This window comes from Pseudomonas sp. TWI923, from assembly GCF_039673365.1.
Lineage (GTDB): Bacteria > Pseudomonadota > Gammaproteobacteria > Pseudomonadales > Pseudomonadaceae > Aquipseudomonas > Aquipseudomonas sichuanensis.
The window spans coordinates 203949-219236 of record NZ_JBDJLM010000001.1; the positions used below are offsets into that span (position 1 = coordinate 203949).

Genomic DNA, 15288 nt, shown 5'->3' on the forward strand with positions numbered 1-15288 from the left:
GATTATTCGCTGGTAAGGGCTTTGACCGGGTCTAGGCGGGCGGCCTTGCGGGCCGGCATGAAGCCGAACACCACGCCGGTGACCACGGCGCAGGCGAAGGCGCCGATGATCGCGGGCAGGGCGAAGGCCACGGCGATATCGGCCAGCAGCAGGCTGCCGCCGATGGCCAGGGCGAGGAGGATGCCGGTGACGCCGCCGACCATCGACAGCATCACCGCTTCGGTGAGGAACTGGCGCAGGATGTCGCGCTGGCGGGCACCGGTGGCCATGCGGATGCCGATCTCGCGGGTGCGTTCGCGCACGGTCATGAGCATGATGTTCATCACACCGATGCCACCGACCAGCAGGGATATCGCAGCGATCGCCCCGAGCATCAGCGACAGGCTGTTCTGGGTGCGCGCCTCGGCCTGGATCAGCGCGGCGTCGTTGGTCAGCTCGAAATCATGCTTGCCCTGGTGACGCTGGCGCAGCAAGTGCTCGATCGCCTGTTCGGTCTGGTGCACCCGGCTGGAGTCCTGGGCGGCGATGGCGATGTATTCGGGGTCGCCGCTGCCGAACAGGCGGATGGCGGCGGCCGAGTAGGGCACCACGATGCGCTCGTCGCTGTCCTCGCTGCCGGAGCTGGCGCCCTTGGCCTGCAGCACGCCGATCACCTGGAACGGCACGTTGCCGATCAGCAGGTATTGGCCGAGCGGGTTGCTCTGCTCGCCGAACATCTTGTTGCGGACCTTCTGGCCGATCACCGCCACGGCTGCGCCGCTGGCTTCGTCGGCCTCGCTGTAGAAGCTGCCTTCGACCACCGGCCAATTGAAGATCTCGGGGAACCAGGTGTTGTTGCCGCCTACATAGAACTGCTGGCTGTTGTTGCCCTGACGCACCATCAGCTTGTCGCCGATCACCGGCATGACGTGTTTCACCTGGGGCAGTTCGGCGATGGCGGCCACATCGTCGAGGGTGACGATGCCTGCGGGTTCGCGCTCGGTCGCGCGTTTGCCGTTGAGGTAGAGAATGTTCGAGCCGAAGGCGGCCATCTGCGCCATCACCTGGCGTTTGCTGCCTTCGCCGACCGCCAGCATGACCACCACCGAGGCCACGCCGATGACGATACCGAGCAGGGTGAGCGCGGTACGAAAACGGTTGACCCACATCACCCTCCAGGCGGCTTGCAGCGACTCGATCATTTCGCCTTTCCAGGCACCTTTATGGCTGGCGCCGCTGTCCAGGCGTTGCCGCAGGTCGTCGGCCTGCAGGTGGCGGGTGGGTACGCTGGCCGCCTGCTCGGCGGCCGAATCGCTGACCACCTGGCCGTCGCGCACCTCGATCACCCGTTGGGCGCGGGCGGCCACTTCGCGGTCGTGGGTGATCAGGATGATCACGTGGCCCTGGCTGGCCAGCTCGTCGAGCAGGGCCATCACTTCGGCGCCGCTGTGGCTGTCGAGGGCGCCGGTGGGTTCGTCGGCGAGGATGATATGGCCGCCGTTCATCAATGCCCGGGCGATCGACACGCGTTGTTGCTGCCCGCCTGAGAGCTGGTGCGGGCGATTGCCGGTGCGGCTGGCCAGGCCCAGGCGTTCGAGCAGGGCATGGGCGCGTGCATGACGTTCGGCCGGTGGCGTGCCGGCATAGATGGCCGGCATCTCGACGTTTTCCTGGGCCGAGCCCGAAGGGATCAGGTGATAGCCCTGGAACACGAAGCCGAACGCCTCGCGGCGCAGCCAGGCCAGTTCGTCGCCGTCCAGCTCGGCCACGTCGCGGCCGGCGAAGCGGTAGCTGCCGGAAGTCGGGCGGTCGAGGCAGCCCAGGATGTTCATCAGGGTCGACTTGCCGGAGCCCGAAGCGCCGACGATGGCGACGAATTCGCCGGGATGGATGCTCAGGCTGATGCCGCGCAGCACCTCGACTTTCGGTGAATCGATGCCTCCGTAGGCCTTGTAGATGTCGCTCAACTCGATCAGGGGCGTGCTCATCTCAACCCCCGCTGGTCGGCGAGCCGATCACCAGGCGTTCACCTTCGTGCAGGCCGTCGAGGATCTGTACGCGCAGGCGGTCGCTCAGGCCGATGCGTACCTGGCGTGCCTCGACCTTGCCGTCGGCCTTGAGTACCTGGGCCAGGCGCAGGCCGTCGTCCGGCGTGTCTTCCAGCGCGGCCAGTGGGGCGCTGAGCACTTGGCTGGCCTGGCCGGCGACGAAGAACACCTGGGTGGTCATCTCGGCCATCAGGGCGCCGTCGGGGTTGTCGACGTCGAGCAGTACGGTGTACTGCACCACTTTGCTGCCGGTGGTGCCGGCCGTGGCGCTGGCCGGGCTGCCGCCGCCCTGGGCGCTTTGATCCAGCGGTTTGGGCGGGATTGGCAGGATCTGGCGCACGGTGCTGGCCCAGCGGCGTTTGCCACCTGCAAGGGTGGTGAAGTAGGCGGTCATGCCGGGTTTGACCTTGCCGATGTCGGCTTCGGATACCTGGGCCCAGACGGTCATCGGCGACAGTTTGGCGATGCGCAGGATCAGCGGGGTCTGTTGCTGGGCATTGAGGGTCTGGCCTTCGCGGGCGTCCACGGCCACCACGGTGCCGCTCATGGGGGCATAGATGCGCGTGTAGCCAAGCTCCGCCTCGTCGCTGCGCAGGCTGGCCTGGGCCTGGAGGATCTGTGCCTGGTACATGTCGATGCGGGCCTGGGTCACTTTCAGCTGGGCCTGGGCGGTTTGCAGGTCTTCCTGGCGGCTGGCGCCAGCGGCGGCCAGGTCGCGCTGACGCTGGTGTTGCTGCTGTGCCAGGAGGTACTGGGCGCGTTGCTCGGCGAGTTGCGCCTTGAGGTTTTCGATGGAGTAGCGGCCGGCGTCGAGCTTGGCCTTTTGCGTGGAGGGGTCGATCTCCACCAGCAACTGGCCTTCGCGGACTTCATCGCCGGCCTCGACATGCAACTTGCGGATCTGCCCGGACGCCTGGGCACCGACGTCGACATAGCGACGCGGTTGCAGAGTGCCCAGGGCGGTGACGCTGCTTTCGATATCGGCGCGGGTCACCGGCACGGTGCTGACCGGCGCACCGCCCAGGGGCAAGGTGGTCCAGGCCAGCAGGCTGCCCAGGCCAAGCAGGCCCAAGGCTGCAATAAGCAGACGGCGACGGGGGGCGGTTGTGCGTGTCATGCGGGCTTCCAGCCGAAGGGAGTGGCCGGGCGCGGCCATGCACGGCGCGCTCGGGGGTGCCAGTTAAACGAACCTGCTGCGTGCCGATTTAACCGGGCGAAAGGCCAGCATCGATGTTGCTGAGAATAATTATAATTTGTAAGATCGTTCGCTTACTCACTCCTATCCGCTGCCCATGCCATGTCAGCGTTTGCGCAGGGAAAGGCCAGGTACCGTCGTGGAACACTACTATCGCGAATTGGTGAGCTTTCTCTCTGCGCGCCTGGGCAATCGCCAGGCGGCGGAAGATGTGGCCCATGACGCTTACCTGCGGGTGCTGGAGCGTACTGAGGGCGAGCAGATCGAGCACCCGCGGGCGTTCCTGTACCGCACCGCGCTGAACCTGGTGGTCGATCGCCACCGGCGCCACCTGGTGCGCCAGGCCGAGCCGCTGGAGGTGCTCGATAGCGACGAGCGTTGGCATAGCCCGGCACTGACCCAAAGCATGCAGCAGGACCAGCGCCTGGCCTTGATGCAGCAAGCCCTGGATGAGTTGAGCGCGGTGTGCCGTGACTGCTTCCTGTTGCGCAAGCTCGATGGCCTGTCGCACCCGCAGATTGCCGAGCGCCTGGGCATTTCCCGCAGCCTGGTGGAGAAGCACATCGTCAATGCCATGAAGCACTGTCGCTTGCGCATGCGTCAGTGGGAGTCGTGAAGACGCCGTGAAGGGCAGGTGAAAATTTCCTGTGCTGGCAACTTGATTTCCAGTTGTTTCAAGACAACTATCAATAAAGACCCGATCAGGCGGCCTGCCTGACGTTTGCCTGTTCTGGCGCAGTACGGTCATGGAGCCCATTCATTACCTTGCGGCCAGGTGCGGACGATGCCCAACAAATCCCTGCGCATCCTCATCGCTGACGAACACCCCGACCAGCGTCTGCAACTGGAGCGGCTGCTCAATGGCCTGGGGTATTACCGCATCGCCCCGGTGGAGAGCTTCGACGATCTGCAGCGTCTGGTGCACAGTGCCCTGCTGCCGTTCAACCTGTTGGTTGGCAACATCGAACTGGCCAGCCATGCGGGCGTCGACCTGGCGCGCTTCTGCCGGGTCAGTACGCAGATCCAGCACGCTTTGTTGTATCACTCGCAGCAACTGAAGGTGCCTGCCGTGCCGCAGAGCGAGCGACAGGCCGTGAGCGTCAGCCTGCCAAGCGTGCCTGATTGCGAAGCGTTAGGGTCGTTCATGGCGATCATCGACCTGCCGGTGGTGGTCGGGCAGGTGCCCTTGCCGGCCAGCCTTTGCGGCGCAGCCGGCTATGGCAAGCGGCGAATGAATTTCGGCCAGACCGTTTTCAGCCGCAGTTCCTGACTCGGCCCCCGTTAACGGCATTTGCTATCCTCTTGGCCTTTTGCCGATCTGCGGACCTGCCATGACTGCCATCGATAACCCCCGCGCGCCCGGCTTCAGCCGCGGCGATCACCGGACCCTGGGCCTGGCGGCGCTGGGCGGCGCCCTGGAAATCTACGATTTCATCATCTTCGTGTTTTTTGCGCTGACCCTCAGCCAGCTGTTCTTCCCGCCCGAGATGCCAGAGTGGCTGCGGTTGCTGCAAAGCTTCGGGATTTTCGTCACCGGGTACCTGGCGCGGCCTTTGGGCGGCATTCTCATGGCCCATTTCGCCGACCACCTGGGGCGCAAGCGGGTGTTCAGCCTGAGCATCCTGATGATGGCATTGCCGTGCCTGTTGATCGGCGTGATGCCGACCTACGCCGACATCGGCTACGCCGCGCCGCTGATCCTGTTGGCCCTGCGCATCCTGCAAGGGGCTGCGGTGGGGGGCGAGGTGCCCAGTGCCTGGACCTTCGTCGCCGAGCATGCGCCGGCCGGGCGGCGAGGCTATGCGCTTGGCTTTCTGCAGGCGGGGCTGACCTTTGGCTATCTGCTGGGCGCGCTGACTGCAACGCTGCTGGCGCAGCTTTATACAGCGCAGGAGATACTCGATTACGCCTGGCGCTACCCGTTCCTGCTGGGCGGCGTGTTCGGCGTGATCGGTGTGTGGCTACGCCGCTGGCTGAGCGAGACACCGGTGTTTCTTGCCCTGCGTGAACAGCGGGAACAGCCGGTGGCCTTCCCGCTGCGCAGTGTGCTTGGCGAGCATCGCCGGGCACTGATTCCGGCGGCGCTGCTGACCTGCGTGCTCACCTCGGCAGTGGTGGTGCTGGTGGTGATCACGCCGACGGTGATGCAGCAGCGTTTCGGCATGACGGCCGGGCACACTTTTGCCTTGAGCAGCGTGGGCATCGTCTTTCTCAACATTGGTTGCGTGCTGGCCGGGTTGCTGGTCGACCGCATCGGCGCCTGGCGTGCATTGATGATCTACAGCCTGGCGCTGCCGCTGGGCATCGGTGCGTTGTACGCCAGCCTGGTCGGGCAGTGGGGCATGACCTGGCTGGCCTACGCGCTGGCTGGGCTGTCCTGTGGGGTGGTGGGGGTGGTGCCGTCGGTGATGGTCGGGCTGTTCCCGGCGCAGATCCGGGTGTCGGGGATTTCGTTCACCTACAACATCGCCTATGCCCTGTGGGCTAGTACCACACCGTTGGCGTTGATTGCGCTCATGCCCTGGAGCCCGTGGGTGTGTGTCGGCTTTTGTCTGATCATGGGCACGGTCGGGGTGTTGACGTCGCTGTATTTCGGGCGTCGTGAGCCGTTGGCATTCGGTGCGGAGCCCATGCCGATCATGTGTGGTGACAAATGAAGTGGTAGGGGCTGTGGGGCGTTGAGGCAGACTTCCGGGCGGGGGTTATTGGAATAACCTATTAGCCAGATTTAACCTTAAAGGTTAATTTCTCATGGAAAAGAGAATGCCTCATTGCCCACTTGATCGGGTAAAAGCGCTGCTTGCTGCGAAGCGGGTCAGTCCGACTAGCGCTGCATTAAGAGGTGCCAGGTCTCTGGGCCTGGATTACCCAGGAATGCTCGATGTGATCAGCAGTCTGGAACGCACTGACTTTTACAAAAGCATGACCTGCTATACGGAACACCGCGTCTGGCAGGACGTATACCGTCCGCTCACGGCAGTCGGCTACGTTTACCTGAAACTGTCAGTGGTCGATGACGTGCTCATCGTGTCCTTCAAGGAGCTGTAATCATGAGATGCCCGATCTGCGGTGGTGCGGAGCTTGCGCCAGATACTCAGGACATGCCCTATCGCTACAAAGGAGAGTCGACTCTGATTCAGGGCGTCAGCGGCGATTACTGCTCTGCCTGTGGTGAGGCGGTCCTGAGCCACGACGAAGCCATGCGTGTCAGTGAGCAGATGACGGCTTTTGAGCGTCGGGTCAATGCGGCTGCGGTCGATCCAGCTTTCATCAGCGCCGTGCGCAAGAAATTCGACCTGGACCAGCGCGAGGCAGGTGAGATTTTCGGTGGTGGGGTCAACGCTTTTTCCCGCTACGAAAATGGGAAAACCACGCCGCCAGTGGCGTTGATCAAGCTGTTCAAGCTGCTCGACCGCCACCCCGAGCTGTTCGAGGAAGTCAGGACCGCCTGATACGAAAAAGCCCCCTGGCCTTGCGGCCAGGGGGCTTTTCATTGCTGCGAGGGCAGGCCTTACATGTTCGGGTAGGTCGGCCCGCCAGCGCCTTCAGGGGTGACCCAGGTGATGTTCTGGGCCGGGTCCTTGATGTCGCAGGTCTTGCAGTGCACGCAGTTCTGCGCGTTGATCTGGAAGCGCTTGCTGCCGTCTTCCTGGGTAATCACCTCATACACGCCGGCCGGGCAGTAACGCTGCGCCGGTTCGTCGTACAGCGGCAGGTTGCTGGCGATCGGGATGTTCGGGTCGGCCAGCTTCAGGTGGCAGGGTTGTTCCTCTTCATGGTTGGTGCTGGAGAGGAATACCGAGCTGAGCTTGTCGAAGCTGAGCTTGCCGTCCGGTTTCGGGTAGTCGATCTTCTGCGAGTCGGCGGCGAGCTTGAGGCAGGCGTAGTCCGGCTTGGTGTCGTGCAGGGTGAACGGCAGCTTGCCGCCGAACCAGTTCTGGTCCACATAGTTGAACGCGCCACCGAGCAGCGGGCCGAACTTGTGCAGCGCCGGGCCGAAGTTGCGGCTGGCGAACAGCTCTTCATGCAGCCAGCTGGCCTTGAACGCGCTGACATAGCCGTTGAGCTGGTCGCCGCCTTCGCTGCCGGCGATCAATGCGTCGGCTACCGCTTCGGCGGCGAGCATGCCGGACTTCATCGCGGTATGGCTGCCCTTGATCTTGGAGAAGTTCAGGGTGCCCAGGTCGCAGCCGATCAGCGCGCCACCGTTGAACACCATCTTCGGCAGCGAGTTCAGGCCGCCTTTGCAGATGGCGCGGGCGCCGTAGCTGATGCGCTTGCCGCCTTCGAGGTACTGGCTGATCACCGGGTGGTGCTTCAGGCGCTGGAACTCGTCGAAGGGCGAGAGGTACGGGTTGGCATACGACAGGTCGACGATCAGGCCGACTACCACCTGGTTGTTTTCCAGGTGATAGAGGAACGAGCCGCCGGTGTTCTCGGCGCTCATCACGTCCAGTGGCCAGCCAGCGGTGTGTACCACCAGGCCTTGCTCGTGCTTGGCCGGATCGACTTCCCAGATTTCCTTCAGGCCGATGCCGTAGTGCTGCACGTCGCATTCGTTGTCCAGGTCGAAGCGCTTGATCAGTTGCTTGCCGATGTGACCACGGCAGCCTTCGGCGAACAGGGTGTACTTGGCACGCAGTTCCATGCCTGGGGTGTAGAGGCCTTCCTTCGGGTTGCCTTCGCGGTCGACACCGAGGTCACCGGTGATGATGCCGCGGACCACGCCGTTCTCGTCGAACAGTGCTTCCTGGGCGGCGAAGCCTGGATAGATCTCGACGCCCAGGTTCTCGGCCTGCTGGGCCAGCCAGCGGCACAGGTTGCCCAGGGAGATGATGTAGTTGCCCTGGTTGTGCATGGTCTTGGGCACGAACAGGTCGGGGACCTTGGTCGAGCTGTCGGCACTTTTCAGCACATAGATGTCGTCGCGCTTCACTTCGGTGTTCAGCGGCGCGCCGAGTTCTTTCCAGTCGGGGAACAGTTCGTTCAGGGCGCGCGGCTCGAATACCGCGCCGGAGAGGATGTGGGCGCCGACTTCGGAGCCTTTCTCGACCACGCAGACGCTGATCTCGCTACCGGCTTCGGCGGCCTTCTGCTTCAGGCGGCAGGCGGCGGACAGGCCCGCCGGGCCGGCGCCGACGATGACCACGTCGAATTCCATGTATTCGCGTTCCACTGGTTCTCTCCTACTCATCAAGGCTCGTGCTGTTGCTTGGTCTTATTGGGTGCTGGGGCGGTCATGGGTAGCGGCTGATGCTGTAGCTGCTGGAATGACGGACTACACCGTTTTGTCTTGGCCGCGCATTATATCTACACCACTTGGCGGGTCCAATACAAACGTTTGTTTGAATTTGCCGGAGCCCAGTAAAATCACTGGTACGCGGCTGAAGGCTGGCCAATTTGGCGTATTGACCGGATGGGGTGTTACGGTCAAGATACGAGCGCTTTTACGCTCGCCGTAGGCTGACCGACGGGCGCAGGTGCACCCCTAAAGACCAGGCGTGGAGCAGGGTTTACGGGCCGAATCAGGTTTTGTAGTGGAGTCTACACGCCACGACAGAAAATGACCCGCGGGTTTTACCCCGAAGGGTCGAAACAGGACTGATCGGTCATCTGAATTCTGCCGGCTCCAGAACGTTTTTAGAGGTGCCCTTGTACCCACGCGCATTCGCCGGGCAGCCCCCAGGCGACATTCTTTTCACCGGAGAGTAACGAGGAATCCATGAAGGTTCTTGTAGCTGTCAAACGAGTGGTCGACTACAACGTCAAGGTTCGCGTCAAGGCGGACAACTCCGGCGTCGACCTTGCAAACGTCAAGATGTCCATGAACCCCTTCTGCGAAATCGCCGTGGAAGAAGCCGTCCGCCTGAAGGAAAAGGGCGTGGCGAGCGAGATCGTCGTCGTCTCCGTCGGCCCGAGCACGGCCCAGGAGCAACTGCGTACCGCCCTGGCCCTGGGTGCCGACCGCGCCATCCTGGTCGAAGTCGCCGATGAGCTGAACTCCCTGGCCGTGGCCAAGGCGCTCAAGGCCGTTGTCGATAAAGAGCAGCCACAGCTGGTCATCCTCGGCAAGCAGGCGATCGACAGCGACAACAACCAGACCGGCCAGATGCTGGCTGCGCTGACCGGCTACGCCCAAGGCACTTTCGCCTCCAAGGTGGAGCTGGCCGGCGACAAGGTCAACGTCACCCGTGAAATCGATGGCGGTCTGCAGACCGTTGCGCTGAACCTGCCAGCGATCGTCACCACCGATCTGCGCCTGAACGAGCCGCGCTACGCGTCGCTGCCGAACATCATGAAGGCCAAGAAGAAGCCGCTGGAGACCGTTACTCCAGACGCGCTGGGCGTGTCCATCGCCTCCACCACCAAAACCCTGAAAGTCGAAGCGCCTGCTGCCCGCAGCGCTGGCATCAAGGTCAAGTCGGTGGCCGAACTGGTCGAGAAGCTGAAGAACGAAGCGAAGGTAATCTAAATGACTATCCTGGTTGTCGCTGAACACGAAAACGGTGCCGTAGCCCCGGCCACCCTGAACACTGTTGCCGCTGCTGCCAAGATCGGTGGTGATATCCACGTGCTGGTCGCTGGCGCAAACGTCGGTGGCGTTGCCGAAGCTGCCGCCAAGATCGCCGGTGTTGCCAAGGTGCTGGTTGCCGACAATGCCGCCTACGCCCACGCCCTGCCGGAAAACGTCGCGCCGCTGATCGTCGATCTGGCGAGCGGTTACAGCCACGTGCTGGCCCCGGCCACCACCAACGGCAAGAACATCCTGCCGCGGGTTGCCGCACTGCTGGACGTCGATCAGATTTCCGAGATCATCTCGGTTGAATCCGCCGACACCTTCAAGCGCCCGATCTACGCCGGTAACGCCATTGCCACCGTGCAATCGAGCGCTGCGGTCAAGGTCATCACCGTGCGTACCACCGGCTTCGACGCCGTGGCCGCTGAAGGTGGTTCGGCCGCTGTCGAAGCTGTTGCTGCCGCGCACGACGCCGGCAAATCGGCCTTCGTCGGCGAAGAGCTGGCCAAGTCCGATCGCCCAGAGCTGACCGCTGCCAAGATCGTCGTTTCCGGCGGCCGCGGCATGGGCAACGGTGACAACTTCAAGCACCTGTACAGCCTGGCCGACAAGCTCGGCGCTGCCGTCGGCGCCTCGCGTGCGGCGGTTGACGCAGGCTTCGTGCCCAACGACATGCAGGTCGGCCAGACCGGCAAGATCGTCGCGCCACAGCTGTACATCGCCGTCGGTATCTCCGGCGCGATCCAGCACCTGGCCGGCATGAAGGACTCGAAAGTGATCGTTGCGATCAACAAGGACGAAGAGGCGCCGATCTTCCAGGTCGCCGACTACGGCCTGGTCGCCGACCTGTTCGAAGCGGTTCCGGAGCTGGAAAAGCTGGTCTGATCCGCCTGCTTCACCTATAAAGAAGCCCGGCCCCCCTTGGGGGTCGGGCTTTTTTTTTGATTTTCAAGGCTGTAGGAGAGTTGGCATGGCGTTTCGCGCAAGCAAAGGGATCTTGGCCGGTGTGCTGGCGCTGTTGTCGGCACCGCTGCTGGCCGCCGGCAAGTGTGAGCGCCTGGTGGTCACCGGTAGCCCGGATGCGCCGCCTTACTCCTGGCAGGACCCAAGCGACCCCAAGCACCTGATCGGCGCCAATGTCGACCTGTTGCGCCAAGTGGCGGGAGAGTTGGGGGTCAAGGTCGAAGTGCTGTACGCCGGTAAGCGCGAACAGGCGCTTGAAGAAGTGCGCAGCGGGCGCATGGACCTGCTGCTCGACACGCCCATGCAGGTTACCCAGCTCACTGTGCTGGATTACATTCATCCCCCTTTGCAGCTCAACGAATACCTGGTGTGGACCCGGCACGACGCGGTGTTGGAGTTCAACGGCCCGGCAGACCTTGCCCGTTACCAGGGCAGCGTGTCGGAGAAGGCGCGCCTGACCCCGGCTTTCGAAGCCTTTACCAAGGCCCAGCTCAAGCTGGTGCCCGCGCAGAACCTCACCCAGGCGTTCCAGAGGCTGGTGCTCGGCCAGGTCGACTATGTGCTTGCAGGGCGCTACGCCGGCATGGCAATGGCCCAGAGCCTGGGGGTGGGCAACGACCTTATCGCCCGCGGCCTGCCAGTAGACCGCCCAGGCCTGTACCTGGCGGTGTCGCACAACTCGGCGTGCAACGACAGCTGGTTGCGCGGACAACTGGCGAAAAAGCTGACAGAATTGCCGATCTCCGGGGCGAGTGAGGCGGTATTGCAGCGCAATGTCGAGCGCTGGAAAGCGCAGATGCAGGCGCCGCTGGACGCCCCTAAACAGTAGGAAGAGTGTGTGAGAAGCCAACCCCTGATTCTTGCCTTGGCCGTGTTTGGCCTGGCCGGGTGTGCCAGTGATCCGGTGCCCCATGAACAACTGCGCCTCACCGAACAGGCGCTGCAGCAGGCCAAGGCGGTCGGCGCCACCGAGCAGGTGCCGGAGTTCAAGCTGGCCGAAGACAAGCTGGCCCGTGCCAAGGCCAACATGGCCAGCGAAAGCTACCGTGATGCACGCATGCGTGCCGAGCAGGCCGAGCTTGATGCGCGCCTGGCCGAGGCCCTGGTGCTGACGCAAAAGAGCGAAGAGCAGCTGCAGCTGTTGCAGACGCGGGTCAAGCGCCTGCGCAAGCAACTGGAGGTGCAGCCATGAGCCGCCTCAAGCCAATGGCTGCGCTGGCCTTGCTGGCGCTGGTCGGATTGCAGGGCTGTGCCAGCCAGCGCAGCGAATCGGCACTGGATGATGCCACCGTTGCGTTCCAGAAGGTCAAGGATGACTCTGCCGTGCTGCGCAGTGCGCCGCGTGACGTGATTCGTGCCGGTGAGTCGCTGGGCCGGGCAGAGCGCCTGGCCGGCTATATCGGTACTGGCAGCGACGTGCGTCATTACGCCTATCTGAGTCAGCGTTACAGTGAAATCGCTGCCGAGCACGCCAAGCTGGCGGTGAATCAGGAGCGCTTGACCAAGCTCGACCTCGAACGCCAGCGTCTGCAGTTGGCCTTGCGTGAGGCCAAGCTGGCCAGCGTTCAGCAGCAGGGCAAGTTCGTCGAGGCGCAGATTGCCGCTTTGGCCTCTGAGCAGACCGACCGGGGCCTGGTGATGACCTTAGGCGATGTGCTGTTCGACACCGGCCAGGCGGAGCTCAAGAGCTCGGCCAGCCGCACCGTGCTCAAGCTGGTGCAGTTCCTCCAGCTCAACCCGCGCCGTGTGGTGCGGATCGAGGGCTATACAGACAGTACCGGCACGCCCGAGGACAACCTCAAGCTGTCGCGCGATCGTGCTCAGTCGGTGGCTGACATGCTGGTTGACCTGGGTATCGACGAGAAGCGCATCGAAGTCGAGGGCTATGGCGACCAGTATCCGGTCGAGGCTAACGCCTCGGAGCGGGGCAGGGCGCAGAATCGCCGGGTCGAGATCGTTTTCTCCGATGACAAGGGCAAGCTCGCGCCAGCGCGCTGAGCCAGCTCCCGCAGGGTCGCGATGCGGCCCTGTGTTCCCTGCGTTCGTCGACGCACGGCCGTTGTTGTTCATCTTGTAGCTGTCACGCAACTGTATTGTTGACTATCCTGCGATCTGTCCCAGTACACTTTGCAACTGTTACGGTATTCTGGCTCAGCTGTGAGTCGCACAAGAACAACGATCCCGTCCGCGCTTCGAGAACACGCCATGACCAACCTGCTGTTGTACCAGCGCATCGCCCAGCAACTGGCCGATGACATCCGCCGTGGTGTCTATCAGCCTGGTGAGCGGGTGCCCTCGGTGCGCAAAATGAGTGCCCAGCTCAACGTCAGTCATGCCACCGTACTGCAGGCCTATGCCAATCTCGAGGACCAGGGCCTCATTCGTGCGCGGCCACAGTCGGGCTACTACGTACACCAGACGCCGGCCCTTACTGCGCAAACGCCAGATATCGCTCGGGTCGAACGCCCCGGCCTGGTTACCCGCGCCAGTATCATTCAGCAGGTGTTGACCGAAGCGCGGCGCGACGGCGTATTTCCCTTCGGTGCAGCGGTGCCTCATGTCGATTACCTGCCGGTGCGTGCCCTGCACCAGCAAATCGCCAAGGTGACCCGCTTCCACAGCCCGCGTGCCTTCAGTTACATGTTCAGCCCTGGCTTCGAGCCGCTGCGCAGGCAGATTGCCATTCGCATGCGCGATGCCGGTGTGTTGGTCGACCCGCGCGAAGTGGTGGTGACCCATGGTTGTGTCGATGCGCTGCAGATGTCGTTGCGGGTGCTGACGCGCCCGGGTGACCTGATCGCCGCCGAGTCGCCAACCTACTACGGTTTGCTGCAGCTGGCCGATCTGCTGGGGTTGAAGGTGATCGAGATTCCCAGCGACCCCTCCACCGGCATCAGCCTCGAAGCGCTGCAGCTGGCCGCCAATCAATGGGGGATCAAGGCGTTGGTGCTGACCGCGCGCTTGAGCAACCCGCTGGGTGGCACCATCCCCGAAGAGCGGCAAAAACAACTGCTGCGCCTGGCCTCGGACTTCGATATTCAGATCGTCGAGGATGATATCTATGGCGAACTGATGTTTGAGCAGGGGCGCACCAAGGCACTCAAGGCCTTCGACCGCCTAGATCGGGTGATCTACTGCTCGAGCTTCTCCAAGACGCTGTCGCCGGGGGTTCGGGTCGGCTGGATGGTCGCCGGCCGTTATCAGGACGAGATCCAGCGCTTGCAGACCTTCACCACGCACTCGGCCTGCAGCGTGACGCAGATGGGGGTGGCGGCGTACCTGGAAAACGGCGGCTACGACCGCCACCTGCGCTATATCCGTCAGGAGTATCGCAAGAACCTCAGTGCCTACCAGTTGGCGGTGCAGCAGCATTTCCCGGAGGGTACGCAGATGACCCGGCCGACAGGCGGTTTTATCCTGTGGGTCAGCCTGCCTGGACGGGTCAACACTCAAGAGTTGCACGTGCGTGCGCTGGAGCAGGGCATCAGCATCGCGCCGGGGCTGATCTTCAGCAATACCGAGCAATTCAACCACTGCATCCGTCTCAACTGCGGTATTCCATGGAACAAGGAAGCCGAACGGGCGGTAATGACCCTGGGCTTGCTGGCCCAGCAACTGTGCCGGGAGTCGGCTGGCTTGCTTATGTAGGCTTGTCAGAAGGGCAGGGAACAGGGAGCATACGCGTTTTCCCAGCCTGCTCCCGGTATTCATGAAAGCGCTTCGCCCTCTGGCACTGATTCTGTCCTTATCGCTACCTTGGTTTTCGGGGGGCTTGGTGCACGCCGCGCAACCGCCGGCCAAGGAGCAGGCGCAGCAGGGCAAGGCTGCCAAGCCTGTGAGCAAGGTGGCGGCGAAACCTGTGTCCAAAGTGCCCGCAAAGCCGGCGGTCAAGCCCAAGCCCAAACAGAAGCCTGTCACTCGCAGCAAGGGCGTGAGCAAGGTGGCCAGTCAGCCTGTACCTGCCGCGAAGCTCGACCTCAGTCTGCCCACCGACATGGTCAAGCACCTCAAGCCGGACGTTGGCAATACGCCGTCGCCCCGTAAGCCATTGCTGCCTTCCATGTTCAGCGAAAAGCCGGTCACTGATGACAGCCCGTTCCAGCTCAATGGTCGGCTGATCAACAATGAAATGCAGCTGCAGCTGCGCAACGACAGCCGTCGCGATGTAGAGGGCGCGGCCATCGAATTCGAATTCCGCAACTGACTGTCGGGTCACTGGCGATTTCATCTGTCCGGCAATTTCAAACGTATGTTTGAGCGGTTAGTATCCAGGGACGTTCGTCCCGCTTTGCTCCTGGGAGTCCTGTTGTCATGAAATGCCGTGAGGGCTGTGGTGCCTGCTGCATCGCCCCGTCCATCAGCTCAGCCATTCCGGGCATGCCGCAAGGCAAGCCGGCCGGCGAGCGCTGCCTGCACCTGTCCATCGACAACCTCTGTGCCCTGTTCGGCAAGCCCGAACGGCCGAAGGTGTGTGGTGGCTTCAAGGCAGAGGTGGATGTCTGCGGCAATGATCGTGACGAGGCCATTCGCATCATTGGTTGGCTGGAGCAAATGACGGCGGCGTGACTGTGCGGATCTTCTACAAC

At 63.0% G+C, this 15288-nt stretch carries 16 protein-coding genes; 13 read left to right on the plus strand and 3 right to left on the minus strand.

What is annotated here, in order from left to right; all coding sequences use genetic code 11:
• Positions 1–2: 2 nt before the first annotated feature.
• Positions 3–1967 carry a MacB family efflux pump subunit gene (locus ABE459_RS00865; protein ID WP_125859472.1) on the minus strand — a complete coding sequence of 655 codons (1965 nt, stop codon included), beginning with the start codon at positions 1965–1967 and terminating at the stop codon, positions 3–5.
• A 1-nt stretch (position 1968) separates the two neighbouring features.
• The gene (locus tag ABE459_RS00870; protein WP_125859471.1) at positions 1969–3144 is read right to left on the minus strand and encodes an efflux RND transporter periplasmic adaptor subunit; all 1176 of its coding nucleotides are present in this window, start codon (positions 3142–3144) and stop codon (positions 1969–1971) included.
• A gap of 217 nt (positions 3145–3361) precedes the next feature.
• On the opposite strand from ABE459_RS00870, the gene ABE459_RS00875 reads away from it, so the two are divergent.
• The 5 genes from ABE459_RS00875 (at position 3362) to ABE459_RS00895 (ending at position 6674) form a co-directional block, all read left to right on the plus strand.
• Positions 3362–3838 (plus strand): sigma-70 family RNA polymerase sigma factor, encoded by a 477-nt coding sequence (locus ABE459_RS00875; RefSeq protein ID WP_125464904.1) that lies wholly within the window; start codon positions 3362–3364, stop codon positions 3836–3838.
• A gap of 168 nt (positions 3839–4006) precedes the next feature.
• A complete protein-coding gene (locus ABE459_RS00880) occupies positions 4007–4492 on the plus strand; it encodes a histidine kinase (protein WP_125464903.1) in 486 nt (161 codons plus the stop codon).
• 61 nt (positions 4493–4553) lie between these two features.
• The gene (locus ABE459_RS00885; RefSeq protein WP_125464902.1) at positions 4554–5879 is read left to right on the plus strand and encodes an MFS transporter; all 1326 of its coding nucleotides are present in this window, start codon (positions 4554–4556) and stop codon (positions 5877–5879) included.
• Between the two features lie 94 nt (positions 5880–5973).
• Positions 5974–6270, plus strand: coding sequence for a type II toxin-antitoxin system MqsR family toxin (locus ABE459_RS00890; RefSeq protein ID WP_125464901.1), 297 nt, complete (start codon positions 5974–5976; stop codon positions 6268–6270).
• 2 nt (positions 6271–6272) lie between these two features.
• Positions 6273–6674 carry a type II toxin-antitoxin system MqsA family antitoxin gene (locus tag ABE459_RS00895; protein ID WP_323828223.1) on the plus strand — a complete coding sequence of 134 codons (402 nt, stop codon included), beginning with the start codon at positions 6273–6275 and terminating at the stop codon, positions 6672–6674.
• A gap of 59 nt (positions 6675–6733) precedes the next feature.
• Here ABE459_RS00895 and ABE459_RS00900 read toward each other — a convergent pair whose 3' ends face one another.
• Positions 6734–8416, minus strand: a complete 1683-nt coding sequence (locus ABE459_RS00900) for an electron transfer flavoprotein-ubiquinone oxidoreductase (protein WP_323828221.1) — start codon at positions 8414–8416, stop codon at positions 6734–6736.
• A gap of 528 nt (positions 8417–8944) precedes the next feature.
• Here ABE459_RS00900 and ABE459_RS00905 point away from each other — a divergent pair.
• The 8 genes from ABE459_RS00905 (at position 8945) to ABE459_RS00940 (ending at position 15268) form a co-directional block, all read left to right on the plus strand.
• Positions 8945–9694 carry an electron transfer flavoprotein subunit beta/FixA family protein gene (locus ABE459_RS00905; protein WP_125464898.1) on the plus strand — a complete coding sequence of 250 codons (750 nt, stop codon included), beginning with the start codon at positions 8945–8947 and terminating at the stop codon, positions 9692–9694.
• Entirely contained in the window at positions 9695–10624 is a 930-nt protein-coding gene (locus tag ABE459_RS00910; protein WP_125464897.1) for an FAD-binding protein, read from the plus strand. It begins immediately after the preceding gene.
• An 85-nt stretch (positions 10625–10709) separates the two neighbouring features.
• Positions 10710–11531: a transporter substrate-binding domain-containing protein gene (locus ABE459_RS00915; RefSeq protein WP_323828219.1), complete on the plus strand. Its 822-nt coding sequence runs from the start codon at positions 10710–10712 to the stop codon at positions 11529–11531.
• A 9-nt stretch (positions 11532–11540) separates the two neighbouring features.
• Positions 11541–11894 (plus strand): DUF4398 domain-containing protein, encoded by a 354-nt coding sequence (locus ABE459_RS00920; RefSeq protein ID WP_258704817.1) that lies wholly within the window; start codon positions 11541–11543, stop codon positions 11892–11894.
• Entirely contained in the window at positions 11891–12700 is an 810-nt protein-coding gene (locus ABE459_RS00925) for an OmpA family protein (protein WP_110994000.1), read from the plus strand. Before ABE459_RS00920 ends, ABE459_RS00925 begins: the two co-directional genes overlap by 4 nt.
• 207 nt (positions 12701–12907) lie before the next feature.
• Positions 12908–14350 (plus strand): PLP-dependent aminotransferase family protein, encoded by a 1443-nt coding sequence (locus ABE459_RS00930; RefSeq protein WP_125464893.1) that lies wholly within the window; start codon positions 12908–12910, stop codon positions 14348–14350.
• A gap of 61 nt (positions 14351–14411) precedes the next feature.
• On the plus strand, positions 14412–14906 hold the full coding sequence (locus tag ABE459_RS00935) for a hypothetical protein (protein ID WP_323828217.1): 495 nt from the start codon (positions 14412–14414) through the stop codon (positions 14904–14906).
• 107 nt (positions 14907–15013) lie between these two features.
• On the plus strand, positions 15014–15268 hold the full coding sequence (locus ABE459_RS00940; RefSeq protein ID WP_125464891.1) for a YkgJ family cysteine cluster protein: 255 nt from the start codon (positions 15014–15016) through the stop codon (positions 15266–15268).
• Positions 15269–15288: the final 20 nt, after the last annotated feature.